16 protein-coding genes are annotated in these 18,852 nt (G+C 73.2%); 7 read left to right on the top strand and 9 right to left on the bottom strand.

What is annotated here, in order from left to right:
- The first annotated feature begins 5 nt into the window (after window positions 1-5).
- Complete coding sequence (locus VFZ92_RS20765; protein WP_330877647.1) at window positions 6-449, top strand: nuclear transport factor 2 family protein; 444 nt, start codon at window positions 6-8, stop codon at window positions 447-449.
- A 58-nt stretch (window positions 450-507) separates the two neighbouring features.
- On the opposite strand, the gene VFZ92_RS20760 is transcribed toward VFZ92_RS20765, so the two are convergent.
- Window positions 508-1,734 (bottom strand): cytochrome P450, encoded by a 1,227-nt coding sequence (locus VFZ92_RS20760; protein WP_330877646.1) that lies wholly within the window; start codon window positions 1,732-1,734, stop codon window positions 508-510.
- Window positions 1,735-1,878: 144 nt separating this feature from the next.
- Here VFZ92_RS20760 and VFZ92_RS20755 point away from each other — a divergent pair, with 144 nt between their 5' ends.
- Window positions 1,879-3,009: a steroid 3-ketoacyl-CoA thiolase gene (locus VFZ92_RS20755; RefSeq protein WP_330877645.1), complete on the top strand. Its 1,131-nt coding sequence runs from the start codon at window positions 1,879-1,881 to the stop codon at window positions 3,007-3,009.
- Between the two features lie 217 nt (window positions 3,010-3,226).
- Here the strand turns inward: VFZ92_RS20755 and VFZ92_RS20750 are convergent, their stop codons facing one another.
- Window positions 3,227-4,090 carry an SDR family oxidoreductase gene (locus tag VFZ92_RS20750; protein ID WP_330877644.1) on the bottom strand — a complete coding sequence of 288 codons (864 nt, stop codon included), beginning with the start codon at window positions 4,088-4,090 and terminating at the stop codon, window positions 3,227-3,229.
- On the bottom strand, window positions 4,087-4,839 hold the full coding sequence (locus tag VFZ92_RS20745) for an SDR family oxidoreductase (protein ID WP_414719964.1): 753 nt from the start codon (window positions 4,837-4,839) through the stop codon (window positions 4,087-4,089). The genes VFZ92_RS20750 and VFZ92_RS20745 overlap by 4 nt, the downstream gene beginning before the upstream one ends.
- Before the next feature lie 77 nt (window positions 4,840-4,916).
- Here VFZ92_RS20745 and VFZ92_RS20740 point away from each other — a divergent pair, with 77 nt between their 5' ends.
- From VFZ92_RS20740 to VFZ92_RS20720, 5 genes are all read left to right on the top strand, one after another.
- Window positions 4,917-5,666, top strand: a complete 750-nt coding sequence (locus tag VFZ92_RS20740; protein WP_330877642.1) for an enoyl-CoA hydratase family protein — start codon at window positions 4,917-4,919, stop codon at window positions 5,664-5,666.
- Window positions 5,667-5,681: 15 nt separating this feature from the next.
- Window positions 5,682-6,521, top strand: a complete 840-nt coding sequence (locus VFZ92_RS20735) for a CoA transferase subunit A (protein ID WP_330877641.1) — start codon at window positions 5,682-5,684, stop codon at window positions 6,519-6,521.
- Window positions 6,518-7,228, top strand: a complete 711-nt coding sequence (locus VFZ92_RS20730; protein WP_330877640.1) for a CoA-transferase — start codon at window positions 6,518-6,520, stop codon at window positions 7,226-7,228. Before VFZ92_RS20735 ends, VFZ92_RS20730 begins: the two co-directional genes overlap by 4 nt.
- Window positions 7,225-8,274, top strand: a complete 1,050-nt coding sequence (locus tag VFZ92_RS20725; RefSeq protein WP_330877639.1) for an NAD(P)H-dependent flavin oxidoreductase — start codon at window positions 7,225-7,227, stop codon at window positions 8,272-8,274. Before VFZ92_RS20730 ends, VFZ92_RS20725 begins: the two co-directional genes overlap by 4 nt.
- Before the next feature lie 134 nt (window positions 8,275-8,408).
- Window positions 8,409-9,398 carry a hypothetical protein gene (locus tag VFZ92_RS20720; RefSeq protein ID WP_330877638.1) on the top strand — a complete coding sequence of 330 codons (990 nt, stop codon included), beginning with the start codon at window positions 8,409-8,411 and terminating at the stop codon, window positions 9,396-9,398.
- 259 nt (window positions 9,399-9,657) lie between these two features.
- Here the strand turns inward: VFZ92_RS20720 and VFZ92_RS20715 are convergent, their stop codons facing one another.
- From VFZ92_RS20715 to VFZ92_RS20690, 6 genes are all read right to left on the bottom strand, one after another.
- Window positions 9,658-12,846, bottom strand: coding sequence for a DUF4132 domain-containing protein (locus tag VFZ92_RS20715; RefSeq protein ID WP_330877637.1), 3,189 nt, complete (start codon window positions 12,844-12,846; stop codon window positions 9,658-9,660).
- Between the two features lie 213 nt (window positions 12,847-13,059).
- Window positions 13,060-15,426, bottom strand: a complete 2,367-nt coding sequence (locus VFZ92_RS20710; RefSeq protein ID WP_330877636.1) for a phosphocholine-specific phospholipase C — start codon at window positions 15,424-15,426, stop codon at window positions 13,060-13,062.
- 115 nt (window positions 15,427-15,541) lie between these two features.
- On the bottom strand, window positions 15,542-16,696 hold the full coding sequence (locus VFZ92_RS20705) for an acetyl-CoA C-acetyltransferase (protein WP_330877635.1): 1,155 nt from the start codon (window positions 16,694-16,696) through the stop codon (window positions 15,542-15,544).
- 11 nt (window positions 16,697-16,707) lie between these two features.
- Window positions 16,708-17,310, bottom strand: a complete 603-nt coding sequence (locus VFZ92_RS20700) for a TetR/AcrR family transcriptional regulator (RefSeq protein ID WP_330877634.1) — start codon at window positions 17,308-17,310, stop codon at window positions 16,708-16,710.
- Window positions 17,311-17,329: 19 nt separating this feature from the next.
- Window positions 17,330-18,106 (bottom strand): SDR family oxidoreductase, encoded by a 777-nt coding sequence (locus VFZ92_RS20695; RefSeq protein WP_330877633.1) that lies wholly within the window; start codon window positions 18,104-18,106, stop codon window positions 17,330-17,332.
- A partial coding sequence (locus VFZ92_RS20690; protein WP_330877632.1) for an acyl-CoA dehydrogenase family protein occupies window positions 18,103-18,852 on the bottom strand: 750 nt, incomplete at its 5' end. The genes VFZ92_RS20690 and VFZ92_RS20695, both read right to left, overlap by 4 nt.

Below are 18,852 nucleotides of genomic sequence, written 5' to 3'. Positions count from 1 at the left end.
GCGGCATGTTGGTGGACGCGATCACCTGGACCGCATCGGAGGTCGAGCACCCGGCGCGCACCGCGTCGTGGCGGTCGATGGAAGCGGTGGTCAAGGGGGCCAAGGACGAGTGGCTGGCGCTGTTCGCCGACGACGCCGTGGTGGAGGACCCGGTGGGCCCGTCGATGTTCGACCCGGAGGGCAAGGGCCACCACGGCCGGGAGGGCCTCTCGGCGTTCTGGGACCTCGCCATCGCGCTGGCCGAGCGGTTCGAGTTCGCCGTCCACGACTCGTTCGCCACCGGCCACGAGGTCGCGAACGTCGGCACGATCAGCGCGTTCCTGCCCGGTGGCAGCCGGATCGACACCGACGGGGTGTTCGTCTACCGGGTGGGTCCCGACGGCCTGATCCGGTCGATGCGCGCGTTCTGGGAGGTCGACCGCGCGATGGCCACGATCCGGCAGGTCTGACCCCGGACGCGGGAACGGCCCGGCGCCCCGAGCGGGCACCGGGCCGTTCCTCCGCGCGTCACGAGTAGTGGACCTGGAACTCCTTGATCCCGTTGAGCCACCCGGACCGCAGCCTGCGCGGCTCGGCGGCCTGGCGGATGTCCGGCATGTGGTCCGCGATCGCGTTGAAGATGAGGTCGATCTCCAGCCGGGCGAGGTTGGCGCCGAGGCAGAAGTGCGCGCCGCTGCCGCCGAACCCCAGGTGCGGGTTCGGGTCGCGGGTGATGTCGAAGCGCTCGGGGTGGTCGAACACGGTCTCGTCGAAGTTGGCGGAGCTGTAGAACAGGCCCACCCGCTGACCCTTCCGGATCGGCACGCCGCCGAGTTCGGTGTCGGCCAAAGCCGTGCGCTGGAACGACATCACCGGCGTCGCGAAGCGCACGACCTCGTCGGCGGCGGTCTTGGGGCGCTCGGCCTTGAACAGCTCCCACTGGTCGGGGTGGTCCAGGAACGCCTTCATGCCGTGCGTGATGGCGTTGCGCGTGGTCTCGTTGCCCGCGACGGCCAGCAGCAGCACGAAGAAGCCGAACTCGTCGGAGGCGAGCCCGACCCCGTCCACGTCGGCCTGGACGAGCTTGGTCACGATGTCGTCCATCGGGCAGCCCCTGCGGTCCTCCGCCATCGTCCAGGCGTAGCCGAGCAGCTCGGTGGCGGCGGCCATCGGGTCGCGGTCGTACTCGGGGTCGTCGTAGGAGATCATCTCGTTCGACCAGTCGAAGATCTTGCGCCGGTCGGTCTGCGGGATGCCGATCAGCTCCGCGATGGCCTGGAGCGGCAGCTCGCAGGCGACGTCCGTGACGAAGTCGCCGCTGCCCTTGGCCAGCGCGGTCTCGACGATCCGGCCCGCCCTGGCGTTGAGCGCGTCGCGCAGGTTGCCGATCGCCCTGGGGGTGAACCCGCGCGACACGATGCCGCGCAGCTTCGTGTGCACGGGCGGGTCCATGTTCAGCAGCACCAGCCGCTGCATCTCGATCCGGTCGCGCGTCATGCCGTCCTCGAACCGGATGATCGCGGTGTTCTCCCAGCTGGAGTAGAGGTCGCTGTTGCGCGACACCTCCTTGACCTCCGCGTGCCGCGACACGACCCAGTAGCCGTCGTCGTCGAAGCCGCCCCGGTCGGTGGGCTGGGGGTTCCACCACACCGGCGCGGTCCGCCTCAGCTCGGCGAACTCCTCCACCGGGATCCGGGTCGCGTACATATCGGGGTCGGTGAAGTCGAAGCCTGCGGGTATGCGGGGTCCGGTCACAGCTACCTCCTACACCCAGATATGTAACACGTTCTATTCGATTCAAGCACAGCCACCTGCGATATTGAAGCCCTCAACGGGGCATCCTTGCCCAGATCAAGAACGTGTTCTAACTTCAGCGTGGCGCGGCGAGAGGAGTTCGACGTGGGTCATCCGGTGATCGTGGAGGCGGTTCGCACCCCCATCGGCAAGCGTGGCGGATGGCTCGCCGGTCTGCACGCCGCCGAACTCCTGGGCGCGGCCCAGCGCGCCGTCGTCACCCGTGCGGGGGTGGACGCGGACGTGGTCGAGCAGGTCATCGGCGGCACCGTCACCCAGGCGGGTGAACAGTCCAACAACATCACCAGGACGGCCTGGCTGCACGCGGGCCTGCCGCGGGGGACGGGGTGCACGACCGTCGACTGCCAGTGCGGCTCCGCGCAGCAGTCGACCCACCTGGTCGCGGGCCTCATCGCCGCGGGCGCCATCGACGTCGGCGTGGCCTGCGGCGTGGAGGCGATGAGCCGGGTCCCGCTGCGCAGCAACACCGGCGGCGACGCCGGGAAGCCGCGGCCGGACAGCTGGTCGATCGACCTGCCGAACCAGTTCGTGGCGGCGGAGCGGATCGCCGTCCGGCGGGGGCTCGGCCGCGAGGAGGTCGACCGGTTCGGCGTGCGCTCGCAGGTGAGGGCGGCGCGGGCGTGGGAGGAGGGCCGGTTCACCCGCGAGGTGGTGCCCGTGGAGGTGGACGGCGGCACGGTCGACCGCGACCAGGGACTGCGGGAGACCCGGCTGGAGTCGCTGGCCTCGCTCAAGCCCGTCCTGGAGGACGGCGTGCACACGGCGGGCACGTCCTCGCAGATCTCCGACGGCGCGTCGGCCGTGCTGCTGGTCGACGAGGACTGGGCCAGGGCGCACGGGCTGCGCCCGAGGGCGCGGATCGTCGCCCAGTGCCTGGTGGGCGCGGAGCCGTACTACCACCTGGACGGACCGATCGCCGCCACCTCCCGCGTGCTGGAGCGCAGCGGCATGAAGATCGGTGACCTGGACCTCTTCGAGGTCAACGAGGCGTTCGCGTCGGTCGTGCTGTCCTGGACGGCCGTGCACAAGCCGGACCTCGACCGGGTGAACGTGAACGGCGGCGCGATAGCGCTGGGGCACCCGGTGGGCAGCACCGGGACCCGGCTGATCACCACGGCGCTGCACGAGCTGGAGCGCAGGGACGCGACCACGGCGCTGATCACGATGTGCGCGGGAGGGGCCCTCTCCACCGGCACGATCATCGAACGCCTCTGACCCCTGCCCGGTCGGCTCGTCGGGTGTCGCAGGCCAGGCGCCGCAGGCCGCCCCGGCCACGGGTTCACGCCGGCCGACTCCGCAGGCACCGCGAGCCAAGCACCGCCGACGCCCCGGCCACAGGTTCACGCCGGCCGACTCCGCAGGCGTCTCGGGCCAAGCACCGCCGACGCCCCGGCCACGGGTTCACGCCGGTCGGTCCCCTGGGCGTCGCGGGTCAGGCGCCGTAGACCGGCTCGGCCGTCTGCCCGCTCAGCAGCCGCCGGACCACCGGTCCCAGTTCGGCGGGCTCCCAGCGGGCTCCCTTGTCGACCTCGGGCCCGTGCCGCCACCCCTGGGCCACCGCTATCCGGCCGCCGTCGACCTCGAACACCCGCCCGGTCACGTCCGCGGACTCCGCGCTCCCCAGCCACACCACCAGCGGTGCCACGTTCTCCGGCGCCATCGCGTCGAACCCGCTCTCGGGCGCGGCCATGGTCGAGGCGAACGTCGACTCCGTCATCCGGGTGCGGGCGGCCGGGGCGATGGCGTTCACGGTCACGCCGTACCGCCCCAGTTCGGCGGCGGCCACCAGGGTCAGGCCCGCGATGCCCGCCTTGGCCGCCGAGTAGTTCCCCTGCCCCACGCTGCCCAGCAGCCCGGCCCCGGAACTGGTGTTCACCACGCGCCCGTCCACCGCGCCGCCCGCCTTGGCCACGGCGCGCCAGTACGCGGCGGCGTGGCGCAGCGGTGCGAAGTGCCCCTTGAGGTGCACGCGCACCACGTCGTCCCACTCCTGCTCGGACATCGTGACCAGCATCCGGTCGCGCAGGAACCCGGCGTTGTTGACCAGCACGTCGAGCCCGCCGAACGACTCCAGGGCCGTGCGCACGAGCCTGCCCGCGCCGTCCCAGTCCGCGACGTCGTCGGTGTTGACGACCGCGCGGGACCCGATCTCCGCCGCCACGGCGTGCGCGGCCTCGGCGGACACGTCGTTGACCACCACCCGCGCCCCGGCCGCGGCGAACGCGAGCGCGTGGGCGCGGCCGATCCCCCGCCCGGCCCCGGTGACGACCACGACCCGATCGGCGCACAGGCTCATGTCGCCGCCGCCCCGAGGTACGCGGGCACCTCTCCCCCGCCGTGCACCAGGAGGCTGGCCCCGGTCACGTAGGACGCCGACGGCGAGGCCAGGAACACCGCGCACCCGCCCACCTCGTCCGGCTCGGCGAGCCTGCCCAGCGGCACGGTCCGCCCCACGGCGGCGACCCCGGCGGCGTCGCCGTAGTGCAGGTGCGACGACTCGGTGCGCACCATCCCGACGGCCAGGGAGTTCACCCTGACCTTCGGTGCCCACTCGACCGCGAGACTGGCCGCGAGGCCGTCCAGCCCGGCCTTGGCCGCCCCGTACGCGGCGGTGCCGGGCGACGGCCGCCGACCGCTGACGCTGCCCACCATCACGATGCTGCCACCGCTCTCCTGCCTCTGCATCACCTCGTTGGCGACCTGCGACACCAGCAGCGGAGCGACCAGGTTCAGCTCGACGACCTTCCGGTGGAACGCGGGTGAGGCGTCGGCCGCCAGCGCGAACGGCGCCCCGCCCGCGTTGTTCACCACCACGTCCAACCGCGCGTGCCGCTCCACGACCTCCGCCACCAGCCGCCGCACCAACTCGGGGTCGCGCACGTCGCAGGGCAGGAACTCGACGCCGGGCACGGCCGCGTCCGGAGCCCGCCGGGCGCACGCGACGACCACGGCCCCGGCCTTCAGGAACGCCCGGCTGATCCCGGCGCCGACACCGCGAACCCCACCGGTGACCAGGACCACCGCTCCGTCGAGGTCGAACCCCACGCGCACCTCCGACCCTATCCCGGCCGCCCGAGCACTGGTAAGTTACCAAGCAATCGCTTGGTTCGGAAGGCGGCGCGATGGGAATCTCCAGCAGCCACACCGAAGGCGGCGTCACCGTCGTCACCCTCGACTTCCCCCCGGTCAACGCCGTGCCGTCCGGGGGCTGGTTCGCGCTGGCCGACGCCGTGCGCGACGCGGGCGACGACCCCGCCACGCACGTGGTCGTGCTGAGGGCGCAGGGTCGGGGGTTCTGCGCGGGCGTGGACATCAAGGAGATCCAGCGGTCCGAGGACCGCCAGGCGGTCCTGGCCGTCAACCGGGGGTGCGCCGCGGCGTTCGGCGCGGTCTACGACTGCGCGGTGCCGGTCATCGCCGCCGTGCACGGCTTCTGCCTGGGCGGCGGCATCGGGCTGGTCGGCAACGCCGACGTGGTGGTCGCGTCGGACGACGCCACGTTCGGCCTGCCGGAGGTGGACCGCGGGGCGCTGGGCGCGGCGACCCACCTGTCCAGGCTGGTGCCGCAGCACCTGATGCGCGCGCTCTACTACACGGCCCGCTCGATCGGCGCGGCCGAGCTGCACCACCACGGCGGCGTGTACCAGGTCGTCCCCCGCGAGGAGCTGGACGCGGCGGCGCTCGCGCTGGCGCGGGAGATCGCGAGGAAGGACACCAGGGTCATCCGCCGCGCCAAGGAGGCGATCAACGGCATCGACGCGCAGCCCGTGCGCCGCGACTACCGGTTCGAGCAGGGCTTCACCTACGAACTCGACCTCACCGGCGCGGCGGACGAGGCGCGACGGGCGTTCCTGGACGGCAAGGCTCGCTGACAGCGGGAGGAACCCATGCGGGACAAGCGGATGACGGCCGACGAGGTCGTCGCCGAACTGGCCGACGGCATGACCGTCGGCATCGGGGGCTGGGGGTCGCGGCGCAAACCGATGGCCCTGGTCCGCGCCCTCCTGCGGTCACCGCTGCGGGACCTGACGGTCGTCTCCTACGGCGGCCCCGACGTGGGCCTGCTCTGCGCGGCGGGCAAGGTCCGCAAGCTCGTCTACGGGTTCGTCTCGCTCGACACGATCGCCTACGACCCGTGGTTCCGCCGGGTCCGCGAGACGGGCGGGATCGACGTGCTGGAACTCGACGAGGGGATGTTCCAGTGCGGCCTGCGGGCGGCGGGCCACCGGCTGCCGTTCCTGCCCATCAGGGCCGGGCTCGGTTCGGACGTGCTGCGGCTGGCTCCCGAACTCCGCACGGTCCGCTCCCCCTACGACGGTGAGGAGCTGGTCGCGATGCCCGCGCTGCGCCTGGACGCCGCGCTCGTCCACCTCAACCGCGCCGACCGGCACGGCAACGCCCAGTACCTCGGCCCCGACCCGTACTTCGACGACCTGTTCTGCCTGGCCGCGCGCCGCCGGTACGTGTCGTGCGAGCGGATCGTCGAGACCCGCGACCTGACCGCCTCCGGACCGGTGCAGTCGCTGCTGCTGAACCGGATGATGGTCGACGGGGTCGTGGAGACGCCGAACGGCGCCCACTTCACCAGCTGCGTGCCGGACTACGGCCGCGACGAGGCGTTCCAGCGGCTCTACGCCGAGTCGGCCGCCGATCCGGAGCGCTGGCCGGGCTTCGTCGACCGGTACCTGTCCGGCACCGAGGCCGACTACCTGGGGGCGGCGCTGTGACGGCCACCAGGGCGGAGGTCTGCGCGGTGGCGTGCGCGGACCTGTTCCTCGGTGCGGGCGAGGTCCTGGCCAGCCCCATGGGCCTGCTGCCGTCGCTCGGCGCCCGGCTGGCCAGGCTGACGTCCGAGCCCGACCTGCTGCTGTCCGACGGCGAGGCGTTCCTGCTCGACCCGGAGTCCGCGGTGGAGGGCTGGCTGCCGTACCGGCGCGTGTTCGACGTCGTGGCGCACGGCCGCAGGCACGTCGTGATGGGCGCGAACCAGATCGACCGCCACGGCAACCAGAACATCTCCTGCATCGGCGACCACGCCAAGCCCACCCGCCAGCTCCTCGGGTTCCGCGGCGCGCCCGGCAACACCGCCAACCACCGCACGAGCTACTGGGTCCCCCGGCACGGCCCCCGCGTGTTCGTCGACGCCGTGGACGTGGTGTCGGGCGTCGGCCACGACCACGCCGTGGGCCCGTTCCACGACGTGCACCAGGTCGTCACGAACCTCGCCGTCCTCGACTTCGACACCCCGGACCGCTCGATGCGGCTGGTGTCCGTGCACCCCGGCGTGGAGGTGGCCGACGTGCTGCGCCTGACCTCGTTCCCGCTGGAGCACGACGAGGTGGAGGAGACCAGGCGGCCGACGGACGTGGAGCTGGAGCTGCTGCGCACCGTGCTCGACCCCGGCGGCGCGCGGGAGCGGGAGGTGCCGTCGTGAGGACCGCGTTCACCGAGCTGGTCGGCGTGCGGCACCCGGTGGTGCAGACCGGGATGGGCTGGGTGGCCGGGCCCCGCCTGGTCGCCGCGACGGCCGAGGCGGGCGGGCTGGGCATCCTCGCGTCGGCCACGATGGGGCTGCGGGAACTCGACGCCGCCATCGCGGAGACCAGGGGGCGCACCGCGCACCCGTTCGGCGTGAACCTGCGCGCGGACGCGGTCGACGCGGCGGACCGGGTCGACCTGCTGATCCGCCACGGGGTCCGGGTCGCCTCGTTCGCGCTCGCCCCCGAGCCGGAGCTGATCGCCAGGCTGGCCGACGCGGGGGTGGTCGTCATCCCGTCCGTCGGGGCGGCCAGGCACGCCGAGAAGGTCGCCGCCTGGGGCGCCCACGCCGTGATCGTGCAGGGCGGTGAGGGCGGCGGGCACACCGGCGGCGTGGCCACGACGTTGCTGCTGCCGTCCGTGGTCGACGCCGTGGACATCCCGGTGGTCGCGGCGGGCGGGTTCTTCGACGGCCGGGGTCTGGCCGCGGCGCTCGCCTACGGCGCGGCGGGCGTCGCCATGGGCACGCGGTTCCTGCTGACCAGGGAGAGCACGGTCCCGGACGCGGTGAAGCGGGCGTACCTGGAGCGCGGCCTGGACGGAACGGTCGTGACGACGCGGGTCGACGGCCTGCCGCACCGGGTGCTGCGCACGGACCTCGTCGACCGGCTGGAGCGCTCCGGCCGCGTCGGCGGGCTGCTGCGGGCGCTCGCCAACGCGGCCAGGTTCCGCGCGCACACCGGGCTGTCCTGGCCCGCGATGGTCCGCGAGGGCCTGGCGATGAGGCACGGCCGGGACCTGCGCTGGTCGCAGGTCGTGATGGCCGCGAACACGCCGATGCTGCTGCGGTCAGGGTTGGTCGACGGGCGCACCGACGCGGGCGTGCTCGCGTCCGGGCAGGTCGTCGGGCTGCTCGACGACCTGCCGACGTGCGAGGAGCTGATCACCGGTGTGGTCGAGCAGGCCACGGCGATCGTCCACGGGCTCAACCGGACGGTGTGACGGGGTCGGTCCGCGCGGACCTCGTCGCGGGGGTCCGACAATTCCGATTCCCGCTGGTGGACGAGCGTGGAGCGGTAGCGTCGACCCTGGCTCCGCCCCGGTCGTGGGGCGAAGCACCGTTCGAGGGGGAGACGATGAAGCGCAGGGGGAAAGCGGTGCTGGCCGTCGCACTGGCGGTCGCGGGTCTGACGACGGCCGTCACGGGGACCGCGGCCGCGGCGGGGTGCACGTGGACGCGGGGCGCGCTGCCGCTGCCCGCCGGGAGCACCCGCGGCTACGTGACGGGGGCGGCGAACGGCGGCTGGTTCGTCGGCAGCGGGTCCACGACCGACGCGGTCCGCTGGCACGGTGGCCAGGTCGAGAACCTCGGTCAGGCCCTCGGCAGGCAGACGCAGCTGACGGACGTGAACTCCTCGGGGGTGGCGGTCGGGTACACGTACGTGGAGACCTTCCGCGACGGCGCCTTCGTCCACCGCGGCGGCCGGTTCGAGCGGCTGCCGACGCCGTCGGGCTACCGGACGTCCTGGGGCAAGGCCATCAACGACGCGGGTGACGTGGTCGGCATGGCGAGCGGGATCGGGGACACCTTCGACCTCGTCCTGTGGCCCGCCGCCACTCCCGGCACGCCGGTGGTGGTCAACCCCGACCCGGCCCTCTACTCCTACGTGAGTCCGATCGACGTCGACGAGCAGGGCCGGATCCTGCTGTTCGCGGAGGGCGCCGAGACCGCCCACTTCGTGCGCCACCCCGACGGCGCTCTGACGAGGCTCGCGGTGCGGACCACCTACGTCGACGCCTTCCGCAACGGCCGCGTCTCCGGTGAGCTGTACGAGAACCGCGCGTACACGACCGTGGAGTGGGACCTCGACGGGCAGGTGGTCCGCAGGCTCGGGGTGCGCGCCACGGAGACGGTGGTCGACTCCGGCACCCTCACGGTGGGCACGTACCGGACCGCCGACAAGGGGTACGCGCTGGGCGTCTGGGACGGCGGCGTGCTCGCGGACACCCTCGTGGCCAACCAGGACGGCACCTTCGGCAGGCCCGTGATCACCGACGACGGGGTGGTCGCGGTGCACGACGACTCCGCCGGGACGATCACGACGTTCACCCGCGCCTGCTCGTGACGGCGCTGGGCGGCCGGGTCGTCCCCGGCCGCCCAGCGGGTCACCGGCCCAACCGGCCGGGGGCTCGGCCGTGCTCCTCGGCGGAGTGGTACCAGCTCCCGCCACCTCACGCCGTTCCCGCGACGGACGACCGACACCGCACCGGGATCACCGTGCTCGACCGCGCTCATCCGAGGGCTCGACCGGGTCGCGGGTTCGCTCGACGCCACCGGGACGCGGTGCGCCCGCGGGTGGGCGCACCGCGTCCCGGTGGCACGGGTCAGTCCGTCAGGGTGGCCAGTTCGGCCAGCACCTCCGACGCGGTGACCGGGTCGAGTTCGGCGAAGGTGCGCGCGCTCCCGATCAGGCGGACCTCGCGCAGGAGCTGCGGTCCGGACTCGTGCGGCTCACCGATCACCAGCCCCGGATCCAGGAGGACCTCGATCGAGCCGCGGCCGGGCAGCGGACGGGTGATCTCGTTCTCGATCCCGGCGTCCATCGGCGTGCCGCGCTCCCACTCGCCCTTGGTCAGCCGCAACAGCCTGCCCGCCTCCACCTGGAGGCCCTTGACCCTGTCCAGTTCACGCGACGACAGCTCGGCCTCGGTGAACCGGTGCACCGGGCGCCCGAGCTGGGCGAACGGTTGCAGGATCTCGTAGTCGGCGAACACCTCCGCCCACGCCGCCACGGCGTCGCCCAGGTGCACCGGGTGCGCCACCCCGACGAGGGCGTCGTCCGGCAGGGCGAAGGTGTCGTCGCGCACGTCCGCGAACGACCCGTCCTCGGCCACCCGGAACGAACTCCCGGCGTCCGTCACCCACACCAGCCGCCGGACCAGGTGCCGCAGCAACGGGTGCGCGACCAGCAGCGACCGGAACTCGGCCGCGGGCCACCGGCGTTCCGCCACCATCGACCGCTCCAGCCTGACGACCTGGTCGCCCGCGATCGTCCGCACGTCCTTCTTCAGCTGCCCGAACCGCTTGTGCTCCGCGGGCGCCACCTCGGGGTCGTCCTTCGCGCCCGGCTTCGGCAGGGCCTTGAGCCGCCTGCCCGTCTCGTCCAGCACGAACGGCTTGAGCTGCTCGTCGAACCCGATCGTGAACCGCCGCGTGCCGTAGTCGACCGTCGTCGTCGACGCGTCGTCCAGGTCGAAGTCCGGCACCAGCCGGTCGCTCAGCTCCTCGGCGGTCAGCCCCATCCCGGCGGCGACCTCCTCGATCTTCTCCCGCGCCCGGTACTTGATCCCGTCGAACCTCACCCGCTGCGCGATGCTGTTGAGCACGCCCAACGCCGTGTCGGTGCCGATCTCGGCCAGCACGTCCAGCCCGACCACCGCCCGCGCGTGCTGCGCCTCCCCCGGCCACGCGCGGATGAGCGGCTCCAACGCCCGTGCCGTCCCGTCGTCGCCCAGCAGCCCGAGCGACGTCAGCACCCACCCCTCCTTGGCGGGCATCCCGTTCGTCCGCCACAGCTCGAACAGCTCCCACGAGAACCGCGCCAGCGATGCCTCGTCGAACGCCTCGCGCACGGCCTTCACCTCGGCGTGCCCGTCGTCCGGCGTGCTCAACGCCAGCAGGACGAGCAGGTTGCCGACGGCTTCCGCGGACAGCGCCAGCTCCGTCCCGCGCAGCAGGACCGGGGGCAGCACGACCGGGACGAGCCACTCGCCGAACTTCGGCGCCACCACCGGCGGCACGGTCGCGAGCACGGCCTCGACGGCCTTCTCGGCCTCGGGCCCGTACTCGCGCGCCGCGGCCCTGGCCTGCTCCGGGATGACGCGCAGCGCCGCCTCCGCCGCCTGGCGGGCCGCACCCGGCTTGCCCACCGCGTCGGGCACCAGGAACCGGGCCGCGCGCTCGGCGTGCCGTCGGAGCCACGTCGGGGCGAACTCCTTGGCGGACTTGAGCTTCACCAGCCACTTCGCGACCAGCCGGGCCGTCTTCAGCGACACCACCGGCGCCACCACCTCGCCCTTGTCCTCCCGCGCCAGCGTCGCGATGGTCAGCGCGCTCGGGATCGCGTCGGCCCCGAAGCGGGCCAGGAGCCACTTGCCGTGGTAGGCGCCGAGGGACAGCGCCCCGACGTCCCAGCCGGGCAGCAGCGGGCGGAGCTCCTCCACCGGTCCGTGCATGAACAGGTTGACCTGGCGGACGCTGTAGAGACCGCCAGCCCGGAACTCCTCGATAGTCGGAGCCCAGTCGACGGTGTCGTAGTGGCTGTTGCCCGTGCCCGCGTACCGGTCCCGCTCATCGGGCTCCCACTCCACCGCCTGGTGGTCCACCGCCTTGAGCCCCGTGACCACCAGCGGTTCCACGGGCACGGCCTCCACCACCCACGGCGGATCCACGAGCACGGTGGGCAGCGCGTCCGCGGGCGCCACGTCCAGGACCACCATGGTCTCCAGGACCGCCCGAGCGGCCTCGGGGAGGTCGACGCGGTCGGCCAGGTCGGGGTGGCCCTTGAGGTGGCGCTCCAGCAGCGGCCGGACCCGCGCGTCCTCGGACGCGGCGAACCGCTCCAGCGCCACCACGGGGTGACGGCGGGCCAGGTCGAGCACGGCGGGCAGCACCCGTTTCACGTCGAGGCGGGCCAGCAGCGCGTCGACCGTGCCCGCGGTCGGGAACACGGCCAGCGTCTCCAGGACCAGGTCCCTGATGCCGCTGTCCAGCTCCGGGCTCGGGTCCAGCAGCACCGCGAGAGCGGGCATCGCGTCGGGGCCGACGCCGTCGACCAGGGTGTACAACCCGTCCTTGCTCCTCAGGTACCGCCCCACGGCCCGAAGGGTCAGCGCCCGTTCCACCTGGGCGACCGTGCTCGCCGAGTAGATCAGCGACGCGTGCACCAGCAAGCGCGGGTACGAGGTGAGGTCCACCCGTTCGGCCTCCTCGAACGCCTCGTCGACCCAGTCCCGCCTGGTCGGGAAGAGGTACGCGGCGGCCACCATCGACCGCGGGTCGGTGCGGTGCGACCCGGCCGCCCGCATCGCGGCGTCGTGCTCCTCCTCGGACGCCGACGCGAGCAGCGCCCGCAACCGCCGCGCCGTCCCGACGCCGACGTCGCTGTTCATCGGCACCCGCCGCAGGTGGGTCGCCGTGTTCGGGTAGCCGGGCCGGTACACCTCGACGCAGCGCATCTCGACGACGGCCCGCGCGGCGAACGACAACCCGTGCTCCACCACCAGCGCGTCCGCCAGCCGAGGCCCGGACCCCAGCAGCACCGCCACCACGGCGGCGCCCAGCGGCGACACCTCACCGGCCAGGTGGGCACGGGCGGCGACGACCAGCTCCTGATCGCTCGTCGCCTCGGCCAGCACCTCCTCGACCACCGGCAGCTTCTCGGCCAGCGCCGCCCGAACCTCCTCCACCGCACCGGCCTCGACCACGGCACCGGCAGGCACCCCGCCGCCACGCCGCACGTGCACGTGCGGCTGCCACTCGGCGGGAAGGCTGAACGCAGACGTACTCAACATCGCTCCTATGCCACATCGGTGAACACTTCTCCGAGAACCACCCCGATCCGAGCCGCGTCGATCGAGCATCCACAGAGGACGGACAACGCCGATCCCCGCGCACGCCCCGGCCCGGTCGGTGCCGCAGACCCTATTGCGGGGGTACGACGATTCCGACCGGCAGACCACTCGGTGCAGTGGTTTCCCCAGGAGCCAGGGGAACTTTCGGCGTGATCACCAGCCCAGCGCGGTCGCTCCGGTCAGCGCCGCCCGCACCCGCACGTACCGCGTGCCCACCGGCCACAGGCGCACCGTCGTGCCCACCGCGCCGGTGAACGCGCCGGTCGCCACCGGACTCCCCCACGACGTGCCGTCGGCGCTCACGTGCACCTCGTACGGCCCGGCCTGCCGCGGCTCGCAGGCCACCGCCGTCACGGTCCGCGCCGCACCGAGGTCCACGCGCACCTCAGCGGCGTCCACCCGCGAGGTCCCGGCGAGCACCCCGGACCCCATCACCGGGTCGGACGTGCTCTCCGCGCCGGTCTCCACGTGGCCCGCGAAGCGGCGGGCGAATCCGTCCGGACCGGTGGCGGTCAGGTCGTACCAGCCCGACGTCCCGCCGACGGAGAACCAGTCCTCGGTGCGGGCGCCGGGTGCGAGGGTGTAGGTCCACGGGCCGCCCGCCCGGTTGCCCGGTCGGACGGTGAGGGTGCACGGGGCGCCGCCGGTGTTGGTCATGGTGAGCCACACGCGGGCGTCGGCGGGGGCGTAGCGGAGGGTCACCTCGGGGTTCGGGCCGCCCGACGTGGCGGTGACCCGGTTGCCCGCGAAGCGGCGGAGGAAACCGTTGGGGCCCGAGGCGGTCAGGTCGTAGGCGCCGGTCGGGGTGCCCGCCTGCCAGTAGTCGGTCAGCGTGCGGCCCGCCCCGACGGTGTAGCGCCACGGGCCGTCGGTGCGGAAGGCGCCCGCGTGGACGTAGAAGTGCGCGCCCGCCGTGCCTGCCGAGGCGAAGTCGATCCAGAACTTCTCCGCGGTGACCCGTCCCGACGCCGACAGCACGTAGGGCAGCGGTCGGGCCGGGCGCACGCCGGGCTCCTGCACGGGCATGACCTGGGTCTCGGGCGGGGTGGGTGAGGTGGGCCTCGGGCCCGAGGTGGGCACGGGCGCGGGCAGCGCCGGGTAGCCGCCGGTGCCGGACAGGTCCAGCGCGGAGGTGAGGTCGCCGCACACCGCGCGCCGCCACGGGGAGATGTTCGGTTCGGCCACGCCGGTCCAGCGTTCCAGCAGCCGGAGGACGGAGGTGTGGTCGAACACCTCCGAGCAGACCTTCCCGCCCCGGCTCCACGGCGACACGACCAGCAGCGGCACGCGCTGGCCGAGGCCGATGGGCCAGCCGTCGTAGACCTCGTCGGCGACCGGCGCGGTCGAGAGGCCCTGCGACGGGGACACCGGCGGCGCGGGCTGCGGGACGTGGTCGAAGAAGCCGTCGTTCTCGTCGTAGTTGAGCAGGAACACCGTCTTGCGCCACACCTCCGGGTCGGCGGCGAGCGCGTCGAGCACCTGCTTCACCAGGTCGGCCCCGGTGTTGGGCCCCCAGTCGGGGTGTTCGCTCCGCGACTCCGGGGCCACGACCCACGACACGGCGGGCAGCCGCCCGCCCGCGACGTCGGCGCGGAACGCCGACGCCAGCCGTCCCGTGCGCTCCCGCGCCAGGCCGCGGTCGTACAGCGACCGGTCGGCCGCCGACAGCGCCGCGACGCCCCTGTCGAGCTGCGCCAGCAGCTCCTCGCGCCGGGCGGCCGACGCCGACGCGACGTCGTAGTAGAAGTACTCCAGCTTCCCGTAGGGCTTGCCCGCGGAATCCCTGGTGGCGGCCAGCGCCTTGCGCCCGACGGCGAGGAACGAGGCGAAGTAGTCGAGGGAGTTGTCGCCGTAGTTGTCCCACTCCTGGTAGACCCGCCAGCTCCGACCGGCCTGCTGGAGGCGCTCGGCGTAGCTGGTCCACGTGTAGCCGGTGTGGCCGGGGTTCTGCCAGCCGTCGTTGCCGATGGCCCGCTTCGCGGTGCCGGGCTCGTAGCCGATGGTCCCGGAGAACAGGTAGAAGCGGTTGGGGTTGGTGGGTCCGGCCTCGGAGCAGTGGTAGGCGTCGCAGATCGTGAACGCGTCGGCGAGGGCGTGGTAGAACGGCAGGCCCGCGCGGTCCAGGTGGGTCATGGTGCGCACGCCCTTCTGCGCGACCCACTGGTCGAAGCGGCCGTCGTTCCACGCGCGGTGGCCGTCGGCCCAGCCGTGGGGCGTGCCGGACATGAACTCGTCGCCCACGCGGTAGGGCAGCAGGTACCCGCTGCCGTGGGGCTGGCGGAACACCGAGCCGCCGCCGGGCAGCCTGATGGCGGCCGGGTCGTTGAAGCCGCGCACACCGCGCAGCGTGCCGAAGTAGTGGTCGAACGACCGGTTCTCCTGCATGAACACCACGACGTGCTCGACGGCGTCCAGCCCGCCCTCGGGTGCCTCCACCGCGAGCGCGCGGCGCAGGTTCACCGGCAGCAGGGCCAGTCCTGATCCCGCGGCGGCGGCCTTCAGCAGGGAACGGCGCTTCATCGTGTCTCCTCGTCCGTGGGCGCGGGCGGCGCCGGACGAGGCTGACCGCGCGGGGTTGAGCCGAAGTGACGAGCGGTGGTCGGCGGTGAGAAGTCCTGGTGACGACCAGCCGGTGTCAGCCGAGGCGCTCCACGATCGTCACGTTGGCCTGGCCTCCGCCCTCGCACATCGTCTGGAGCCCGAACCGGCCTCCGGTGCGTTCGAGTTCGTGGACGAGGGTGGTGCAGAGCTTCGTGCCGGTCGCTCCGATCGGGTGGCCGAGGGCGATGGCCCCGCCGTTGACGTTGACCCGGTCGAGGTCGGCGCCGGTCTCCCCGGCCCACGCGAGGACCACGCTCGCGAACGCCTCGTTCACCTCGAACAGGTCGATGTCGGTGATGTCCATGCCCGCGCGGTCCAGGGCGTACCGCGTCGCCCTGATGGGTCCGGTCAGCATGTAGACCGGGTCGGAGCCGCGGGCCGACAGGTGGTGCACCCGCGCCCTCGGGGTCAGGCGGTGTTCGCGGACGGCGCGCTCGGAGGCGACGAGCACCGCGCTCGCGCCGTCGGAGATCTGGCTGGCCAGCGCGGCGGTGGTCCGGCCGCCCTCGCGCAACGGCTTCAGCGTCGCCATCTTCTCCACGCTGGTGTCCGTCCTCGGGCACTCGTCGTGCGCGACACCGTCGACCGGCGCGATCTCGCGGTCGAACCGGCCCTCCTTGATCGCGGTCACGGCGCGCAGGTGGCTGGTGCAGGCGAACTCCTCCATCACCTCGCGGGACAGGTCCCAGCGCGTGGCGATCAGGTCGGCCGCGCGGAACTGGGAGATCTCCTCGTCGCCGTAGCGGTGCTCCCACCCCCGGCAGCCGCTGTACGGGTCCTCGAAGCCGTACTGGACGCCCGTGGTCATCGACGCGCCGATCGGGATGCGGCTCATGCTCTGCACGCCGCCCGCGACGACGAGGTCCGCGGTGCCGCTCATCACCGCCTGCGCGGCGAAGTGCAGCGCCTGCTGGCTGGCCCCGCACTGCCGGTCGACGGTCACCCCCGGCACCTGCTCCGGGAACCCGGCGGCCAGCCACGCCGTCCTGGCGATGTCGCCCGCCTGCGGCCCGATGGTGTCGACGCAGCCGAAGACGACGTCGTCCACGTCGGTCGGGTCGACGTCCACGCGGTCGAGCAGCGCGGTGATCACGTGAGCGCCCAGGTCCGCCGGGTGCAGGTGGCTCAGGGCTCCCCCGCGTCGGCCGACCGGGGTGCGCACGGCCTCGATGATGTACGCCTCGGACACGCACTCCTCCTCTACCTCTTGGTGTTCCTCCTGCGCCGAGTCGAGATGCCGTCCAGCAGGATGCCCAGGTACTGCTCGGCGACGGCCCCCGCGGACAGCCCGCCGCCGGGCCGGTACCAGCGCACCGCCACCCACACGGTGTCCCGGATGAACCTGTACACCAGGTCGACGTCGAGGTCCGAGCGGAAGTCACCCGCACGGACGCCGTCCTCCAGGAGCACGGTCCACAGCTTGCGGAACTCCGCGCCGCGGTCGCGCAGGTAGGAGAACCGCTCGAACTGGACCAGGTGCTTGGACTCGTTCTGGTAGATCGCGACCTCGGCGTGCCGGTGGTCGATGGCCTCGAACGACGCGACGACCACGGCGTCCAGCGTCGCGCGCGGACCGAGGTCGGCGTCCACGATCTCCCGGTACCTCGCGAACAGCTCGTCGAGGAACGTCCGGAGGATCTCGTCGACCATCGACTCCTTGGAGTCGAAGTGGTGGTAGAGGCTGCCGGACAGGATGCCCGCCGCGTCCGCGATGTCCCGCACCGTCGTCGGCACGAACCCCCGTTGGGCGAACAGGTCGGCCGCCAACGCGAGCAGCTCCGCCCTGCGCACGGATCGACTCATCCCGGTACCTCCACGACTCTCACGGGTGCTGGCTGCTCACCGACACGACCTCGCCCGTGAGGTACGAGGAGTAGTCGCTGGCGAGGAACACGATCACATTCGCCACCTCCCACGGCTCGGCGGCGCGCCCGAACGCCTCGCGACCGGTCAGCTCGGTCAGCAGCTCCTCGCTCGTCACCCTGCTCAGGAACGGGTGCATCGCGAGGCTCGGCGCGACCGCGTTCACCCTGATCCCGAGCGGTGCGACGTCGATCGCCGCGCACCGGGTGAACGCCATGACGCCCGCCTTCGCGGCGGCGTAGTGCGCCTGCCCGGCCTGCGCCCGCCACCCGATCACCGACGCGTTGTTGACCACGGCCCCGCCGCCGCCCTGGGCGGCCATCTGCTTGAGCACGGCCCTGGTGCAGCGGAACGTGCCGCCGAGCGTCACGTCCAGCACCCGCGACCACTCGTCGTCGGTCATGTCCAGCACGGACTTCTCGCCGCCGAGCCCGGCGTTGTTGACCATCACGTCGATCCGGCCGTACCGCTCCACCGCGCCCGCGACCAGCGCTCGGACCTGGCCCTCGTCGGTGACGTCGCAGACCGCGGACCAGACCCGGTCGCCGTGCTCGGCCGCCAGCCGGTCGCGGGTCTCGCCGAGGCGCCGCTCGTGCCAGTCGCTGACCACCACGGTCGCGCCCTCGTCCAGGCAGCGCTCGGCGGTGGCCGAGCCGATGCCGGTGCCCGCCGCGGCCGTCACGACGACGACCTTGTCCGCGAGCAGGGCGTGGCCGGGCGGGCGGACGGGCGTCACGGGCGCGCCTCCCTGGGCAGGCCGAGGATCCGCTCGGCGACGACGTCGCGCTGGACCTCGTCCGACCCGCCGTAGATCGTGTCCGCCCGGCTGAACAGGAACAGCCGCTGCCACTCGTCCAGGCCGCCGGGGGCGACCATCGAGCGGGCGCCGAGCACGTCCATCGCCAGTTCGCCGAGCGAGCGGTGCCACCCGGCCCAGAACAGCTTCGCCACCGACGACTCCGGACCGGGCGGCCCCTCCAGCGTGCGGAGGGCGTGCGAGCGCATGACGTGCAGCCCGATCCACGCCCTCGTCAGCCGGTCGCGCAGCACCGGGTCGCAGTCGGGCCCGGCCAGCTCGGCGATCCCGTCGAGCTGGCGGCGGAAGCCGACCTGCTGGCCCAGCGTCGCGACGCCGCGTTCGAAACCCAGGGTGGCCACGGCGATCCGCCACCCGTCGCCGACCTCCCCGACGACGTTCTCCCTCGCCGTGCGGGCCCCGTCGAAGAACACCTCGTTGAACTCGGACGTGCCGGTGAGCTGCCGGATCGGCCGCACCTCCACGCCCGCCTGGCGCATCGGCACGAGCAGGTAGGACAGCCCCCGGTGCCGCTCGGACCCCGGTTCCGTGCGCACCAGGGCGAAGCACCAGTCGGCCACGTGCGCCAGCGACGTCCACACCTTCTGGCCGGTGACCACCCACTCGTCGCCGTCGAGCACCGCGCTCGTGCTGACGGAGGCGAGGTCCGAGCCCGCTCCCGGCTC

The sequence above is a fragment of the Umezawaea sp. genome (genome assembly GCF_036375055.1).
GTDB lineage: Bacteria > Actinomycetota > Actinomycetes > Mycobacteriales > Pseudonocardiaceae > Umezawaea.
The sequence above is the reverse complement of the archived record's forward strand: the minus strand, read 5'-3'. Positions and strand labels throughout refer to the sequence as shown.

What these genes read in the sequence shown, in the direction of transcription:
- VFZ92_RS20750 (WP_330877644.1), bottom strand. Translation starts at nt 4,090, where the DNA reads ATGAGCCTGTGCGCCGATCGGGTCGTGGTCGTCACCGGGGCCGGGCGG.
- VFZ92_RS20735 (WP_330877641.1), top strand. Translation starts at nt 5,682, where the DNA reads ATGCGGGACAAGCGGATGACGGCCGACGAGGTCGTCGCCGAACTGGCC.
- VFZ92_RS20710 (WP_330877636.1), bottom strand. Translation starts at nt 15,426, where the DNA reads ATGAAGCGCCGTTCCCTGCTGAAGGCCGCCGCCGCGGGATCAGGACTG.
- VFZ92_RS20740 (WP_330877642.1), top strand. Translation starts at nt 4,917, where the DNA reads ATGGGAATCTCCAGCAGCCACACCGAAGGCGGCGTCACCGTCGTCACC.
- VFZ92_RS20765 (WP_330877647.1), top strand. Translation starts at nt 6, where the DNA reads ATGTTGGTGGACGCGATCACCTGGACCGCATCGGAGGTCGAGCACCCG.
- VFZ92_RS20715 (WP_330877637.1), bottom strand. Translation starts at nt 12,846, where the DNA reads ATGTTGAGTACGTCTGCGTTCAGCCTTCCCGCCGAGTGGCAGCCGCAC.
- VFZ92_RS20720 (WP_330877638.1), top strand. Translation starts at nt 8,409, where the DNA reads ATGAAGCGCAGGGGGAAAGCGGTGCTGGCCGTCGCACTGGCGGTCGCG.
- VFZ92_RS20700 (WP_330877634.1), bottom strand. Translation starts at nt 17,310, where the DNA reads ATGAGTCGATCCGTGCGCAGGGCGGAGCTGCTCGCGTTGGCGGCCGAC.